This is a genomic window from Caulobacter sp. 1776 (genome assembly GCF_040545685.1).
Classification (GTDB): Bacteria; Pseudomonadota; Alphaproteobacteria; order Caulobacterales; family Caulobacteraceae; genus Caulobacter.
The window spans coordinates 25,302-40,018 of the sequence record NZ_JBEPMI010000008.1; the positions used below are offsets into that span (position 1 = coordinate 25,302).

Here is a 14,717-nt window from a genome sequence, read left to right on the forward strand (position 1 = left end):
CGCTAAACCGGCAACCCGGCTAACGTCATCGGTCGCCGCGAGCTGCGCCTTGCAAAGCGGGCGGCTTGTCGCCAGTGTCCCGCCAATGGCCACTATTCAAGATGTCGCGCGCGATGCAGGCGTCTCCACGGCGACGGTTTCACGCGTGTTCAGCGCGCCCGAACTCGTCCTGGAGCCGACCCGGCTAAAGGTGATGGAGGCGGTCAACCGCCTCGGCTACGAGCCGAACTTCGCCGCCAAGAGCCTGCGCACCTTGCGGACCGAAAAGATCCTGGTCACCGTGCCGGACATCTCCAATCCGTTCTTCTCCCAGGTCATCCGGGGTGTCGAGGAAGCCGCCCTGGCGGCCGGCTATTCCGTGCTGCTGGGCGACACCCGCCACGAAGAGGCGCGCGAGGAGCAATACGCGGCGATGTTCCGCCGCAAGGAGGCCGACGGCCTGATCTTCCTGGGCCACCGCCTGCCCGATGTCCTGGCCGACATGGTCGCGGCCAAGGGCGCGCGCACGCCGATCGTCAACGGCTGCGAGTTCCGGCCCGGCCTGGCGGTGTCCAGCGCCCACATCGACAACGAACGCGCCGCCGCCGAGGTCATGGAGCATCTCTATGACCTCGGCCACACCCGGGTGGGCGTCGTGACCGGTCCGCTGGCCAGCCCGATCAGCAGCGACCGCCTGGCCGGCGTGCTCGCGGCCGCCCAACGGCGCGGTCGCGCCAGCGCGCTGCGCATGGCCATCGGCGACTTTTCCATCGAGTCCGGCGTGCGTCAGACCGGCGAACTGCTGGACGAGCCCGGTCGCCCAACCGCCGTCTTCTGCTTCAGCGACGAGATGGCCATGGGCGCGCTCGAGGCGATCCGCCAGCGCGGCCTGCGATGTCCGCAAGACGTCTCACTGGTCGGCTTCGACGACATCCGCTTCGCCCAGTACTTGCATCCGCAACTGACCACGGTCAGCCAGCCCACGGAGCAGATCGGCCACGAGGTCGTGCGGCTGTTGCTGGACATCCTGGCGGACCGCGCCAGCGCCCTGCAAAACGTCACCCTGCCCCACCGCCTGGTCGTGCGGGCGAGCACGGCGCCGCCGCCGGCCTAGGACCGCGGGGCCAGCTCACGCACCCAGATGTTGCGGAAGCTGATCGGCGCGCTGGGATCGCCGTGGGCCTGCAGCTTGATCGGCGCTGGACCGTGCGCCTTGTAGGCCGGCTTGCCGATATAGACGGTCTCGCCGGACAGGGTCGCGTTGTCCTGCACCAGGACGCCGTTGTGAAGCGCGGTGACCGTCGCCGGCGAAACCAACGCGCCGTCCGCGCCGAACACCGGCGCCCGCCAGATCACGTCGTAGATCTGCCACTCGCCCGGCTTGCGGCTAGCGTTCGCCAATGGAGGATGCTGCTTGTAGAGGCTGGCGGCCTGACCGTTCACGTAGGTCGCATTGTCGTGGGAATCGACGATCTGCAGCTCGTAGCCGTGATCGCCGGGACCGGTGGAGGCCAGAAACACCCCGCTATTGCCTCGCGCCTGGCCCGTCCCCGTGATGTCGGCCGGGATCCGCCATTCCAGATGAAGCTGATAGTCGCGAAAGCTGCGCTTGGTCTCGATGTTGCCGCGCGTCTTGTCGACGGTCAGCACCCCGTCCTCGACGCGCCAGGCGGCCGGCGACTTGTCCTGGGTGGAGACCCACTGCGCGAGATCCCGGCCATCGAACAGCACGATGGCGTCGGACGGCGCGCCGCCGATCTCGCGCGCCGGCGCGACCACTGGCGGAACCGGCTTCCAGACCTCGGTTTCTTCGGGCTTGGTCTGGGCCAAGGCCAGGGAACCGATCAGCAGTCCGCCCAAGGCGAGCGCCAGCGTGAGTTTCTTCGGCTTCATGTCGGTCGTCGCTCCGTGGTGAAGGCGTCGGCACCATAGACGCACCGCCGCACCCCGCTAGAGCCGAAAAACAGCGCCGTCATCGATACGCATAGGGTCTCAGGCGGTCCCCCAGCTGTGGACCTTCAGCACCGCGTCGGCGAAGGCGCCAGGGGCCTCTTGCGGAACGTTGTGGCCGACGGTCAGCGTCCGATGCTCGTGAGGGCCGCTGAAAAGTCGGGCGTGATCGGCCGTTCCTCCTGGCTTTAGGGGGTCTTCCGTTCCGTCGATTGTCACCGTCGGAACGGCGATTGGCGGTCGCCGCGCGAGTCTGTCTTCCAGCGGCCGCAACTCAGGATCGCCAGCGTCGCGCCCGTGCATGAACCGGTAGGCATGGATGACGACGTCGACGAAATCCGGGTTGGAGAAGGCCTCGGCGGTCCGCGCGTAGGTCGCTTCGTCGAACGCCCAACCCGGGGACCATTCGCGCCACAGCATGCGACCGATCTCGACACGATTGTCTCGCAGGCAGGCGCGACCGCGTTCCGACTGGAATAGATGCTGATACCAACACACCCGTTCGAGCGACGGGGCGCTGGCCGAACGCTGCGCGTCGACATCGATGATGTCATAGCCGGCGTAGGACACCAGTCCGCCGACCTGCTCGGGCCAAAGCGCGGCGGCGACGCAACTGGCGTTCCCACCCCAATCGAACCCGGCCAGAATCGGCCGGTTCAGCCGAAGGACCTCGGCAAGCTGGATCAGGTCCCGGCCTCGAGCGGCCTGCTGACCGTTGCGCATCGCCTCGTCCGACAAGAACCGCGTCTGACCGTAACCGCGGACATAGGGCCGGATCACCCTTGCCCCTGCCGCCGCCAGGAGCCGCGCATCGACCTCGAAGGCATGAACATCGTAGGGATAGCCATGCACCAGTATAACGGGCCAACCGCTTCGCGGCCCATCCTCCAGGAAGGCGACGCGGAGAAGTGGCGTATCGACGAAATTTATCGGCTGCTGCGGCATGATCCTGTCCGGGTTCCCGTTGGGCAGTCTCGGGAACGCGCGCAGCGCCGTGGCGGCTCAATCCATCGATAGAATTTGCCTGGTGTTATGACGCTGCGTTTCAGACATGGCGTCCGCCACGCAGCACGCGCATGAGTCTGGTCGGCGAACAGGTTCAGCCCAAACGCTGAACCTCCGTCCGAGTGTGTGAGCCAAAGGCCAGTTACTTTTTAGAAGCCATTTTCTCGGCGCAGGCCTTGTGCATCTGCTCCATCTCGGCCGCCGTGAGAGCCTTGCCGTTCGGCCAGGTCGGCGCGCCCGTCTTGTCGCGGCCGTGGTCGTGCGGGGACTTCGGGTTCATGGCCTTTCCCATCACCGCCTTGCACATTTCGTGCGTCGGCGGCGGCGCCGCGGTGTCCTGGTGAGGGGCGGCCTGGCCTTCCTGGGCCACGGCGGCGCCCGATACAGTCATGGCGAAGATCGAGGCGATAGCGAGCACGCGCATAGGCGTTCCTCCGTTTCTGGATACCTCGAATGACGCGCTCGGTCTCGCTCGCCGCCTTGACCCAGGTCAATGCCGAGCGTGGTTTTACGTCCGACGGTTCCCGCAGGTCGGCCCACGCGCCTGACGGTCAAGGGACGATCGCCGACGCCGCGTATTGTTCCAGATGACCGAGCGGCCGGAGCGTCAGATGTCCCCATCGTCCGAACATCCTCACCACAATGGTCATGCCCAAAGCTCGGGTTTGGGCGATCGCCATTCGACCAAGGCGATCACCGCCGCGCCGCCAGCGCAAGAGGGCGTGGTCTATACCTGTCCGATGCATCCGCAGATCCGCCGCCCTGGGCCAGGCGCCTGCCCGATCTGCGGCATGGCGCTCGAACCACTGAAGGCGACCGCCGACACCGGGCCCAATCCTGAACTGCGGAGCATGACGCTACGCTTCTGGATCGGCCTCGCGTTGGCGGCGCCGGTATTCGTCCTCGAGATGGGCGGGCACATGGGGTTGATGCGGCTGCACCTGTCGCCGCACATCTCGAACTGGATTCAATTCGCACTCGCCACACCCGTGGTGCTGGGTTGCGGCTGGCCGTTCTTCGAGCGTGGCGCGCGCTCGCTGGTCACGCGGCGGCTCAACATGTTCACCCTGATCGCCATGGGCGTCGGCGTGGCGTGGGCCTATAGCGTGGTCGCGACCCTGGCGCCGGGCCTGTTCCCGCCGGCTTTCCGTCGCCCAGACGGCTCGACGCCGATCTATTTCGAGGCCGCCGCGGTCATCACGGTGCTTGTCCTACTTGGCCAGGTGCTGGAGTTGAGGGCGCGCGAGAACACCTCGGGCGCCATCAAGGCTCTGCTGGACCTGGCGCCGAAGACCGCTCGCCGCGTGGTCGACGAGGGCGATGTCGAAATCGCGGTCGAGGCGATCGAGGTCGGCTTCGAGTTGCGCGTGCGTCCGGGCGAGAAGATCCCCGTCGATGGCCAGGTAGTTTCCGGCGAGGCCTCGGTGGACGAAGCGCTGGTCACGGGCGAATCCATGCCGGTCCACAAGGCCCCCGGCGACAAGGTGATCGGCGGCGCGCTCAACAAGACCGGATCGTTCGTGATGCGAGCCGACAAGGTCGGCGCAGACACTCTACTCGCCCAAATCGTGGCCATGGTCGCCGAGGCTCAGCGCAGCCGCGCGCCGATCCAGCGGATGGCCGACCAGGTTTCGGGCTGGTTCGTCCCGGCGGTGATACTCGCCGCCCTTGCCGCATTCGCGGCATGGGCGGCGTTCGGCCCGCCCCCGAGCATGGCCTTCGCCCTGGTGACGGCGGTCTCGGTGCTGATCATCGCCTGTCCCTGCGCCCTGGGCTTGGCCACGCCGCTCTCGATCATGGTGGGGGTCGGTCGAGGCGCCAGCGCCGGGGTGCTCATCAAGAACGCCGAGGCCCTGGAGCGTTTCGAGAAGATCGACACCTTGATCGTCGACAAGACTGGAACCCTGACCGAGGGCCGCCCCGCGGTCACCGCCATCAAGCCCCAGTCCGGCTACACCGAGGACGAAGTGCTGCAGTTGGCCGCGAGCCTAGAACGCGCCAGTGAACACCCCTTGGCCGAAGCGATCGTACGCGCCGCCGCGAACCGGCACCTGCCGCTGCTCGCCGCCGAGGATTTCGATTCCCCGCTCGGTAAGGGCGTGGTGGGCAAGGTCGCGGGCCGCACCCTCGCCATCGGCTCGGCCCGGTTTCTCGATGAGCTGGGCGTATCGACCGATGTCCTGGCCGGCGAGGCCGACGCATTGCGGCGCGAGGGCGCGACGGCGATCTTCGTAGCCGTGGACCAGGCCGTGGCCGCCGTCCTGGCGATCGCCGATCCAATCAAGCCGACCACCAGGAACGCTGTCGCCGCTCTCAGGGACCAGGGCGTTCGCATCGTGATGCTCACCGGCGACAACCGCACGACCGCCCAAGCCGTGGCGCGCGGCCTTGGCATCGACGAGGTCGAGGCCGATGTCCTGCCAGAGGAAAAGGCGGCCGTGGTCAAGAAGCTGCGCGCCGAGGGCCGCCGGGTGGCCATGGCCGGCGACGGGGTGAACGACGCGCCCGCCTTGGCCGCCGCGGAGGTTGGCATTGCGATGGGGGCCGGATCCGACGTCGCCATCGAGAGCGCTGGCGTCACCCTGCTGCATGGCGATCTGGAGGGTCTGGTCAAGGCCCGACGGCTCTCTCGGGCCGTCATGGGCAATATCCGCCAGAACCTGTTCTTCGCCTTCGCCTACAACGTCGCGGGCGTGCCCCTCGCCGCGGGGGTCCTCTACCCGGTGTTCGGTTGGCTGTTGTCGCCAGCGATCGCCGCCGGCGCCATGGCGCTGTCTTCGGTCAGCGTGGTAGCCAACGCCCTGCGCCTGCGGGCGATCAAGCTTTGAACGGTCCGCCGCGGGCATGGCGAGGGGCATCGAGGCGGGCCGCGTAAGGATCTAGGCAAACCTTCCACGAGAGCCACGCCCATGTCCCTACGCTCTGATATCTTGATCGCCGCCACTATGGCGGCCCTGGCGCTTTCGGCTGGCCAGGCCAGCGCCCACGCCAAGCTGGTCTCGTCCGATCCGGCGGCAAACGCCACGGTCGCGCCTCCCAAGGCGATCCACCTGACGTTCAACGAAAAACTGGCTCCGACCTTCTCCAGCTTCGAACTCGCGATGGCCGACGGTCTGAAATCGCCTGTGAAAACCTCGCTGTCCGCCGACCGCAAGACCATCAACGGCAGGCCCAAGGCCCCTCTTGGGGCGGGCGTCTATAAGCTCACCTGGCACGCGGCCGCCGCCGACGACGGCCACCGCATGGACGGCGCGATCACCTTCACGGTGAAGTAGCCATGGAGACCGCGGTCGTCCTGCTGCGTTGGGCGCAATATGCGACCAGCTTCGTCCTCGCGGGCGGCGCCCTGTTCACGCTCTACGCCTTGCCGGCCGCGGGCGCCTTCAGCGCCGCGGGCCTTGGCTGGCCTCGGCGACTGCTCGCCGGCGCGGCGGCCGCATTGGCCCTCGCCACGCTGGCCGGCTTCCTGCTGCAGACAGCCGTGCTCGCCGGCTCGCTCCCCGCGGCCCTGGATCCAGCCACTTTGGTCTCGGCGCTGACCGAGATGGACATGGGCGCGGCCTCGGTGGCGCGCGCCGCGGCCGCGACGCTCGCGCTCCTGGTCCTCCTGCCTTCGCCGCCACGCCGCGTGACCTTCCTGATCACCGCCCTGCTCGGCGGCGTGGCGGTCGGAAGCATGGCCTGGATGGGCCACGGCGCGGCCACGGAAGGCCTCGCTGGCGCGTTGCATCTTGGCGCGGATATCGCCCATCTGATCGCCGCCGCCGTTTGGATCGGCGCCCTGGCGTTCTTTCTGGCCTTGGCCGGCGACGGCTGGCGCGGTGGCGCGGCCGCTCCAGTCCTTTACTCGGCCTTGACGGGCTTTTCCGGTGTTGGCACGGGGGCCGTGGCCGCGCTGGCGGCGACCGGCCTCATCAACAGCTGGTTTCTCATCGGCCTGGCTGGCGCGCCGGCCCTGGGCAGCACCCTCTATGGCGAACTCCTGCTCCTGAAACTCGCCCTGTTCGGAGCCATGATCCTGCTGGCCGCCGCCAACCGGTTTCGCCTGACGCCCGCCCTCCGCCAGGCCCTGAGGGATCCGGCCGACCACAGCCCCGAGGTCGGGGCCCTGCGCCGCAGCCTCGCGCTGGAGCTGGGCGCGGCGCTCGCGCTCCTCGCCGCCGTAGCCTGGCTGGGCCGGCTCTCCCCTATCGTCGCACAGTAGGCGACCAACGACTTTGGGGTCGCTTGGATCGAAGGTTAGAACCAGGCCCGCAAACCGAGGACGAAGCTGGTCTCGGAGACGTCGTCGCCACGAAGGCGGGCGAAGTCCGCGGTGCGTCCGAAGCGTCTCGACCAACTGACGCCGACATAGGGCGCGAACGTCCGGCGGATCTCGTAACGCAGCCGAAGGCCCAGTTCTCCATTCGACAGCCCTGAACCGGTCGCCGTGGCGGGAACCTCCTGGGCGGCGAAGTTGAGCTCGGTGCGGGGCTGCAGGATCAGGCGCTGGGTGAGGCGCCAGTCGATCGCCCCTTCGGCGCGCGCCAGGACGTCGCCCTTGTTGGAGACGAACACCGCGCCGCTCGCCTCGATCCAATAGGGCAAGAGGGTCTCGAACCCGACCGTAGCGTAGGTTCGCGACTTGGGCTCGACATCCTGCCGCAGGCCGACTTGGAGGTCGGTATAGACGCCCACGGGTCGCGAATAGAGCGCCTGGATCTCGCCCGTCTCGACGCCGTGGCGGTCGCCCTCGCCCTCGGACTTGATCACCAGGCGATTGAAATCGCCGCCGAACCAAGCCTCGCCGTCCCAGTGATAACCGTCGCCGCCCGACTGGGCTCGATATTCGAGGAGATTGGCCATGACCTGCGAGGCTCGGGCGCCGCCGTGCTCGCGGCGCAGCTGCGCGCGAGCACGCTCCATCTCGGCCGGAGAAAACACCTTGTCGGCCAGATAATCGGTCGGCGTCGTCGGCGGAGCGGTCTGGTGATCGGGCAGCGGTGGCGGTCCCATGGCTTCAGCGCCCATGCCTATGTCGTGACCGGCGTGCGGGTCGGCGGCGGAGGGCGGCTTCGCCGTTGGCGCGGACATGCCCGGCATGGCGCTCATGTCGTGGTCAGGATGACCAGCATGCTGGGCCAAGGCGGGCGCGGCCCATAGCGCCGGCAGGAGGGCGAGCAGCGAGGCCTTCATCGCGCACCCTCCCCTTGGGCGTCACGCACGCTGAAGACCTGAAACATCCCCGCGTGCATGTGGTAGAGCATGTGACAATGAAAGGGCCAATCGCCGACCTCGGCGGTGAAGTCCACGCTCACCCGTCCGCCGGGCAGGACGATCACGGTGTGCTTGCGCGGCATCTGGCCAGACGGGCCGAACGCCAACTCGAAGAAGTGTCCGTGCAAATGGATGGGGTGGGCCATCATGGTGTCATTGACCAGGACGAGACGGACGCGCTCGCCCGTTCGGAAGGCGTACGGCGCGGGTCGCTCGTCGAACTTGCGTCCGTCGAACCCCCAGATAAATCGCTCCATGTTGCCGGTGAGATGGATCTCCAGCGAACGCTCGGGCGGGCGCGTATCCGGATTGGGGGTTAGGGCCACGAGGTCGCGATAGACCAGCACCCGGTGGCCCACGCCACCCAGGCCCTGGCCAGGTTCGCCGGTCCGATCCATCGGCATCGGCGCGATCGACTGGACGCCCGGGCCAAGCTTGACCTGGGGTGCGTTGTCGGGGTTGCGCATGGACATGTCCATGCCCCCCATATCCATCTTGCCCATCACGTCGCCGCCGCGCTGGCGCGGCGGGCCCATGCCCGGCGCGGGAGGGGCGGCCATCGCGCCGCTCCCCGCGGCCGTGTGGTCCATGCCCTCCGTTTTCATGCCTCCCATGTCCATGCCCATGTCGCGCATAGTGGACAGCGGCCGTTCACGGACGGGCGGGACGTCGGCGCCCATCCCCGGACGCGGCGCCAGGGTCGCGCGGCCCAGGCCCGAGCGGTCGACCGACTCCGAGACGATGGTGAAGGCCCGGTCCCCGGTGGGCTGGACGATGACGTCGTAGGTCTCGGCGTTGCCGATCTGGAACTCGTCGACCTCGACGGGGCGCACCAGTTGGCCATCGGCGGCCACCACGGTCATACGCAGGCCGGGAATGCGGACGTTGAACATCGATTGGGCCGCGGCGTTGATGAACCGCAGACGCACGCGCTCGCCCGGCGTGAAAAGACCCGTCCAGTTGTCCTCGGGCCCATGGCCGTTGATCAGGAAAGCGTAGGCCGCGGCGGTCACGTCCGAGATGTCCGTCGGGTCCATCAGCATTTTCGCCCAGTCCAGGCGCTCGGCCAGGGTTTGGTCCTTGCCGGCAAGCAATCCGCTCACGGTCTGGCGCTGATAGTTGAAGGCGCCGCTCTGCTGCTTCAGCCTCTTGAAGATCTGGTGCGGATGCAGATGGCTGAAGTCCGAAAGCACCACCACATGCTCGCGATCGAAGGCGACCGGATCCTCGCCGGCCGGGTCGATGATGATGGGGCCATAGTGGCCCATCTGCTCCTGCAGGCCCGAGTGACTGTGATACCAGTACGTGCCCGACTGGCGGACCTGGAACTGGTAGGTGAAGGTCTCGCCTGGCTTGATGCCCGGGAAGCTGACGCCGGGCACGCCGTCCATTTGGAAGGGCACGAGAAGACCATGCCAGTGGATCGAGGTGTCCTCGTCCAGCGTGTTGGTCACCGATAGGCGGACGTGCTGTCCCTCCTTCAGGCGGATCAGCGGACCGGGCACGGCGCCGTTGACGGTCACCGCGTGGGCGCTCCGGCCGTCGACGCTGACCAGCGTGTGGCCGACCGTCAGCTTGATCTCGGATCCCGAAACTCCCTCGGGCCGCGGGGCGCCCTCGCCCGCCGCTCGCGCCCAACTGGGCAGGAGGCCGGCCAAGGTCACGCCCCCGCCGACGACAGCGAGGGATTGCAGGAAGCGACGGCGCTCGAAAGCCTCATCGGATAGACGCATCATAGTCCTTTGCCGATCGCGCGGCGACGGCGCGTCCGACAGGACGCAGCGCGATCTCGAGGGATGCTACGCGACCCGCGTTCGCTCCCCTCGTGCTTCCGCGAAAAAATCAGACGTCGGCGAGCCAGTCGGCTAAACGTTTGCGGGCGCGATAGGCGCGGGTCTCGATGGCCTTGACACTGACCCCAAGCGCAGCGGCGGCGTCCTGCTGGCTATAGCCTTCGAGATAGGTGAGGATCAGCGGCTCCTTGAGCTGGTCGGGCAGTCGGGCGATCGCCATTTCCAGTCGCGCCAACTGCTCGCCGCGGAGGCTCGCCGCTTCCGGCCCCGGCGCGGGATCAGCGTAGTCCGGCGCGCCGGGCGCATCGATCGAGCGGTCGCCGAGAACCAGGCGGCGCACCCGAAGGCGCCGCCCCCGATCACGGCACTTGTTGAGGACGATCGTCCGCATCCAGGTTCCGAACGGCCGCGCCGTGTCGTATCGACCGAGCGCCTTCCAGGCGGCGACGAAGCCCTCCTGAACCACCTCCAGCGCCGCTTCGCGATCGCCGAGGTGGCGACGCGCCAAGGCGTGCAGCGGCCCTTTGTAACGGCGCATGAGCTGGCCGAAGGCGCGTTCGTCGCCCCGCGCGGCGCGGCGGGCCAGCGCGCTGTCCTCCTCGTCGTCGGAGTCGGCGGTCACGGCTGCTCGCTTGTGAGGGCCTCATTCACGCGTCGATCAAACTTGGCCGCCTGCTCGGAGGTCAGCACCTTGCGCATCGCCAGGACATGCTGAACCGTCTCCAACTGCAGCGCGCCCATGGCGGTATGGAAGCGCTCGACGGCGGCCTCGACCTGCGGATCATATGCGTGGTGGGCCTGGATCGCCGCCGCCAACTCGGCGTTGGCGGCCCGAAGCTCGGCCTCGCGCGCCTGACGGCGGACCGCGAAGTCCTGCTCCAGCGCCTCGATCTGGCGGGCCTGGGCCGGGCTCAGCTCCAGCTCATGATGCACCATCTCGTGCAGTGGCCGATTCCGGTGCTGAAGCCATGGGCGCTCGGAACCGAGCCATCCGCCAGCGACGCCCGCCAGCAGAGCCAGCACCACGGTCAGGATCGCGCCGCGCGAGATTCGGCGCATCTCAGCGGCCCATCAGAAGAGTTGACGGCGCCAAGTGCGCGTCAATCGCAAAGGCCGAGACTTCTAGAGGCTTGCGGGCCGCGTGGTCGGCGAAGCTGCCGCCAGCCACGCCCAGGCCCAGCGCCGCCACAATCGAAGCGGCGCGAAGGGGCGCCAGCGCGTGTGACGCGCTGCGGCGGCTGCGCCAGACGTCGATGCTGGCCCAGGCGCGCGCTTCCAGGCCGGGCAGCGCTTCCCGCGGCTGGTCGCGCAGCACCGCCAAAAGGTGATCGAGCTTGTCGCTCATCGCTGGTTCCCCTCACTCCATGCGCCCACATACGCGGTTCGCGGCCCGAACCCTCGCGAAGCATGACTCTGCTCCGCGACCAAGGACGGGAAGCGGCATGTTGAGGTCGGCCTGGCCGGTCCGCAAGCCGGAGAACCATGTGGTTCGAACGCGGTCGATCCGCCCCGCCCATCGGCGAAGCGGATCGATTGTCGCCCTAGAAGTCGAGCCGCAAGCCGACGCGGAATGTACGGCCGTTGGTGTCGTAGAGGCTGCGGTTAGTCTGCGGATAGCCCACCGTGTTCTCCGCCCCCAGGTTGCTGGGATTGCCGACCAGCACCGGGTCCTTGTTGAACAGGTTCTTGATCGAGATGAAGGCCTCGCCCGACTTGGAGGCCACCTCGAACTTGTAGGTCGTCGACAGGTCGAGATAGAGCGCGCCCTTAACGCTGTTGTCGTTGATCGTGTAGTACGGGGCGACGCTGGCCGGGCAAGCGCTCTGGCACTCGGTATAGGCATTGCTGACCACGCCGTCACTGACGCCGCGGGCCGTCAGGTTGAAAGCCCAGTGGTCGAGATTGTAGTTGGCCGTCAGGCGATAGACCCAGTCTGGCGTGCTGCCGGTGTTGGCGCCGGCCAGGTCGATGTGGGTGACCCCGTCGTCGGTGACGTTCTCGATATAGTGGGTGAACATCCCGCGCAGGGCGAGCTGGCCGGCGCCCCACGAGACCAGGTCGCTCAGGTCGGTCCGGTACGAAACTTCGACGTCCAACCCCTTGGCGGTCATTTTATTGAGGTTGGCGTAATAGAGGTCGATCGTGTTCAGCACCCCGCCGACGAACTTCAGGTTGCTGCAGTACGAGGTGACTTTCTGGATGTAACAGTAGTCAGTCACCTGCTGGGCGGTGACAAAACTGATCACCCCTTTGACCTGGATGTCGTAGTAGTCGATCGAGGCCTGTACGCCGGGCAGGAAGCGCGGCGACACGACCATGCCGACGCCGTAACCGTCGGCGACCTCGGGTTTGGCGTCGGGATTGCCCTGTAGGTTCTGGACGAAGGGGGTCGAGACGCCGTTGATATTGACCGAGTTGCTGCGCGCCGTGCCCGCGTCATAGAGCTCGCTCATGTTGGCCGCGCGGATGTCGCGCGAGGCCGAACCTCGGAACTTGATGTCTGGGATCGGCGCGTAGGTGACGCCGGCCTTCCAGGTCTTGACCGTACCGGAGGTGCTGTAGTCGGTAATGCGGAAGGCGCCGTTGAAGTCCGCGCCCTTGAACAGCGGCACCACGGCCTCGGCATAGGCTTCGGCGACGTCGTACTTGCCGCTGGTGGCGCGGAAGTTGCCGTACTTCCAGCCGCTGCTCTGATATTGCGCCTCGACGAAGCCGCCCATCTCCTCCTTGCGGTACTCCGCGCCGGTCGCCAGCGAGATCGGGCCCGCCCAGCCCTGGATGTCGTTGGTGCGGAGGTTGAAGGCCGCGACGTCCTGCGTGAAGTGCTGGTCGCGATAAGGCGCGCCCAGCACGTAGGCCAGGGCCGCCTTGCTGGCCACGCCCTGGCCGAAGCGGTTCAGCGGCACGCAGCCGTTGGTCGGATCGGCGATCGTCGAGCGGCAAACGATCTGGCCGTTGCTGACCACGGCGTCGGTGGCCAAGGCCAGGCGCGCGTTGTTCCAAGTGGGTGTCAGCTGTTCGTGAGTCTTGGTCTTGCCGTGCTGGTAATAGCCGTCCCAGTCGATCCCCAGGCCGAAGACCGAGAAGTCGCCCTTCCCGCCGACGACATAGCGCTCGGTCTCGCGCTCCATGGCGCTGCCCGAGGCCGGCATGTCGATATTGCTGGTGCCCATCGTGAAGGAACTCAGGCCCAAGGTCGTCATCTGGGCCTTCACCGACGCCGGCAGGAAGGCGTTGTCCGAGCGGATGACGATGCCGGTCTGGGTAGGCGAGATGTAGTAGCTGAGCCCCTCGTACTTGGCGTAGGACGCTTGACCGAAGACCTCGATATTGGGCGTCAGCTCATAACTGACGCGACCGAAATAGCTGCTGCGGTCCTCGTCCGGGATCAGGGTGTTGGTGCCGTTTATGCCGGAAGAGGAATAGTCCCAGTCGCCGCCAACCATCCATTGGCCCGACACCGCGCCATAGGCCAGCTGATTGACCGCGCCGTTGACGCCGAAATACGTGCCCTTCAAGGGACCGGCGGTGATCAGGCCACCCGGCGTATAGGTCGAGATGCCGATATGGTTGGCGACAATATAGTAGGGCGCGCTCGCCGAGGTGTCCGGATTGCGGATCGCGAAATAGCCGGTCCGGTTCCAGTCGCGGTCGATCGTGTGCACGCCTTCCTGGTGAAACCACTCGGCGCTGGCCAGCACGTGGCCCTTGCCTCCGGCGAAGCCGCCACCGGCGGTCAGGTTGTACTTCCAGTTCTCGCCATCGCCGTAGGTCGTCTCGCCGTACTCCACGGACGACTTGATGCCGGTGTAGTTCTTGTCGAGGATGAAGTTGACCACCCCGCCGATGGCGTCCGAGCCGTAGGCCGAGGAGGCGCCGCCCGTCACGACCTCGACACGCGAAATCAGCGACTGCGGGAAAGTGTTGGTGTCGACTTGGCCGGTGGACGCCGAGACCACCGAGCGCTGGCCATCGAACAGCACCAGCGTGCGGCCCGTGCCCAGCGAGCGCAGGTTCAGCGCGCTGATGCCGGCCGCGCCGTTGCTGAGCGCGCCGGATGAGTTGGCGGCCGTCGAGCTGCCGGCCACGGATGGCAGGGTGTTGACGAAATCGGCGATGTTGGCCGGAGCCGACGCCTTGATCTCCTCCAGGCCCAGGACATTGACGGGCGTAGGCGCATCGAAGCCGTCGCGCGCCACGCGCGAGCCAGTGACAATGACGGCTTCGACGATCTCCGCGGCCGGCGCGGCCGTCTCGGCGGAGGCCGCTTGAGCGAAAGCTGCGTGCCCCGACGCCAGGAGCGCTGCGGCGCTGGCCGTCGCCAAAGCATATCGGCGCGCGCCCATCAATGGTGAGCCAATGTTCCCGATCTTCATCCCATCCCCCGTCAAATTGATAAACTATCGCCGCGATCGTCATCGAGAATAAACTGATGATTTCGGGCGCGATAAAGCACGACTACGCGAAGCTCGCCAAAGTACTGGCAAGACAAATCTACATCAGGCTCTCAAATCATCTCGACGGGTGTTAGTTGAAACGTATCAACTAGCCCGTCGCTTAGGCATTACACCCAACACGCCTCGATGCGATCTTGCCGCCGCGGCGATCTCTGCTTGTTTCCACCCCATGGACCACCCCTTAAGAGTGGTGTAGAAGAATTTCACGCCCAGCGTGTCCGCTGCTGAAGCCGCATCGCCTGCAGATCGCGATGAACATAAATTACCAATTTATTCT

General features: G+C 67.0%; 13 protein-coding genes. 4 read left to right on the forward strand and 9 right to left on the reverse strand.

Features of this window, described 5'->3' with window-relative positions; all coding sequences use genetic code 11:
- Positions 1 to 85: 85 nt before the first annotated feature.
- Positions 86 to 1,093, forward strand: a complete 1,008-nt coding sequence (locus tag ABIC66_RS20765) for a LacI family DNA-binding transcriptional regulator (RefSeq protein ID WP_354072745.1) — start codon at positions 86 to 88, stop codon at positions 1,091 to 1,093.
- Here the strand turns inward: ABIC66_RS20765 and ABIC66_RS20770 are convergent.
- The 3 genes from ABIC66_RS20770 to ABIC66_RS20780 all read right to left on the reverse strand — a co-directional run bounded on the left by ABIC66_RS20770 (position 1,090) and on the right by ABIC66_RS20780 (position 3,358).
- Positions 1,090 to 1,872, reverse strand: coding sequence for a 3-keto-disaccharide hydrolase (locus tag ABIC66_RS20770; protein ID WP_354072746.1), 783 nt, complete (start codon positions 1,870 to 1,872; stop codon positions 1,090 to 1,092). The genes ABIC66_RS20765 and ABIC66_RS20770 overlap by 4 nt on opposite strands.
- 99 nt (positions 1,873 to 1,971) lie before the next feature.
- On the reverse strand, positions 1,972 to 2,874 hold the full coding sequence (locus ABIC66_RS20775; protein ID WP_354072748.1) for an alpha/beta fold hydrolase: 903 nt from the start codon (positions 2,872 to 2,874) through the stop codon (positions 1,972 to 1,974).
- Between the two features lie 202 nt (positions 2,875 to 3,076).
- Positions 3,077 to 3,358, reverse strand: a complete 282-nt coding sequence (locus ABIC66_RS20780) for a hypothetical protein (RefSeq protein WP_354072749.1) — start codon at positions 3,356 to 3,358, stop codon at positions 3,077 to 3,079.
- Between the two features lie 187 nt (positions 3,359 to 3,545).
- Between ABIC66_RS20780 and ABIC66_RS20785 the strand changes: the two genes are divergently transcribed.
- From ABIC66_RS20785 to copD, 3 genes are all read left to right on the forward strand, one after another.
- Positions 3,546 to 5,762 carry a copper-transporting P-type ATPase gene (locus ABIC66_RS20785; RefSeq protein WP_354072751.1) on the forward strand — a complete coding sequence of 739 codons (2,217 nt, stop codon included), beginning with the start codon at positions 3,546 to 3,548 and terminating at the stop codon, positions 5,760 to 5,762.
- Between the two features lie 81 nt (positions 5,763 to 5,843).
- Complete coding sequence (gene copC / locus ABIC66_RS20790) at positions 5,844 to 6,209, forward strand: copper homeostasis periplasmic binding protein CopC (RefSeq protein WP_354072753.1); 366 nt, start codon at positions 5,844 to 5,846, stop codon at positions 6,207 to 6,209.
- 2 nt (positions 6,210 to 6,211) lie between these two features.
- Positions 6,212 to 7,138 carry a copper homeostasis membrane protein CopD gene (gene copD, locus ABIC66_RS20795; protein ID WP_354072755.1) on the forward strand — a complete coding sequence of 309 codons (927 nt, stop codon included), beginning with the start codon at positions 6,212 to 6,214 and terminating at the stop codon, positions 7,136 to 7,138.
- 35 nt (positions 7,139 to 7,173) lie between these two features.
- Here the strand turns inward: copD and ABIC66_RS20800 are convergent, their stop codons facing one another.
- The 6 genes from ABIC66_RS20800 to ABIC66_RS20825 all read right to left on the reverse strand — a co-directional run bounded on the left by ABIC66_RS20800 (position 7,174) and on the right by ABIC66_RS20825 (position 14,329).
- A complete protein-coding gene (locus tag ABIC66_RS20800) occupies positions 7,174 to 8,109 on the reverse strand; it encodes a copper resistance protein B (protein ID WP_354072757.1) in 936 nt (311 codons plus the stop codon).
- Positions 8,106 to 9,926: a copper resistance system multicopper oxidase gene (locus ABIC66_RS20805; RefSeq protein WP_502910385.1), complete on the reverse strand. Its 1,821-nt coding sequence runs from the start codon at positions 9,924 to 9,926 to the stop codon at positions 8,106 to 8,108. Before ABIC66_RS20805 ends, ABIC66_RS20800 begins: the two co-directional genes overlap by 4 nt.
- Before the next feature lie 106 nt (positions 9,927 to 10,032).
- The gene (locus tag ABIC66_RS20810; protein ID WP_354072760.1) at positions 10,033 to 10,605 is read right to left on the reverse strand and encodes an RNA polymerase sigma factor; all 573 of its coding nucleotides are present in this window, start codon (positions 10,603 to 10,605) and stop codon (positions 10,033 to 10,035) included.
- On the reverse strand, positions 10,602 to 11,042 hold the full coding sequence (locus ABIC66_RS20815) for a Spy/CpxP family protein refolding chaperone (protein ID WP_354072761.1): 441 nt from the start codon (positions 11,040 to 11,042) through the stop codon (positions 10,602 to 10,604). The genes ABIC66_RS20810 and ABIC66_RS20815 overlap by 4 nt, the downstream gene beginning before the upstream one ends.
- A 1-nt stretch (position 11,043) precedes the next feature.
- Complete coding sequence (locus ABIC66_RS20820; RefSeq protein WP_354072763.1) at positions 11,044 to 11,328, reverse strand: hypothetical protein; 285 nt, start codon at positions 11,326 to 11,328, stop codon at positions 11,044 to 11,046.
- 196 nt (positions 11,329 to 11,524) lie between these two features.
- Entirely contained in the window at positions 11,525 to 14,329 is a 2,805-nt protein-coding gene (locus ABIC66_RS20825; protein WP_354072765.1) for a TonB-dependent receptor plug domain-containing protein, read from the reverse strand.
- Positions 14,330 to 14,717: the final 388 nt, after the last annotated feature.

What these genes read in the sequence shown, in the direction of transcription:
- ABIC66_RS20765 (WP_354072745.1), top strand. Translation starts at nt 86, where the DNA reads ATGGCCACTATTCAAGATGTCGCGCGCGATGCAGGCGTCTCCACGGCG.
- ABIC66_RS20770 (WP_354072746.1), bottom strand. Translation starts at nt 1,872, where the DNA reads ATGAAGCCGAAGAAACTCACGCTGGCGCTCGCCTTGGGCGGACTGCTG.
- ABIC66_RS20775 (WP_354072748.1), bottom strand. Translation starts at nt 2,874, where the DNA reads ATGCCGCAGCAGCCGATAAATTTCGTCGATACGCCACTTCTCCGCGTC.
- ABIC66_RS20780 (WP_354072749.1), bottom strand. Translation starts at nt 3,358, where the DNA reads ATGCGCGTGCTCGCTATCGCCTCGATCTTCGCCATGACTGTATCGGGC.
- ABIC66_RS20785 (WP_354072751.1), top strand. Translation starts at nt 3,546, where the DNA reads ATGTCCCCATCGTCCGAACATCCTCACCACAATGGTCATGCCCAAAGC.
- copC (WP_354072753.1), top strand. Translation starts at nt 5,844, where the DNA reads ATGTCCCTACGCTCTGATATCTTGATCGCCGCCACTATGGCGGCCCTG.
- copD (WP_354072755.1), top strand. Translation starts at nt 6,212, where the DNA reads ATGGAGACCGCGGTCGTCCTGCTGCGTTGGGCGCAATATGCGACCAGC.
- ABIC66_RS20800 (WP_354072757.1), bottom strand. Translation starts at nt 8,109, where the DNA reads ATGAAGGCCTCGCTGCTCGCCCTCCTGCCGGCGCTATGGGCCGCGCCC.
- ABIC66_RS20805 (WP_502910385.1), bottom strand. Translation starts at nt 9,926, where the DNA reads ATGATGCGTCTATCCGATGAGGCTTTCGAGCGCCGTCGCTTCCTGCAA.
- ABIC66_RS20815 (WP_354072761.1), bottom strand. Translation starts at nt 11,042, where the DNA reads ATGCGCCGAATCTCGCGCGGCGCGATCCTGACCGTGGTGCTGGCTCTG.
- ABIC66_RS20820 (WP_354072763.1), bottom strand. Translation starts at nt 11,328, where the DNA reads ATGAGCGACAAGCTCGATCACCTTTTGGCGGTGCTGCGCGACCAGCCG.
- ABIC66_RS20825 (WP_354072765.1), bottom strand. Translation starts at nt 14,329, where the DNA reads ATGGGCGCGCGCCGATATGCTTTGGCGACGGCCAGCGCCGCAGCGCTC.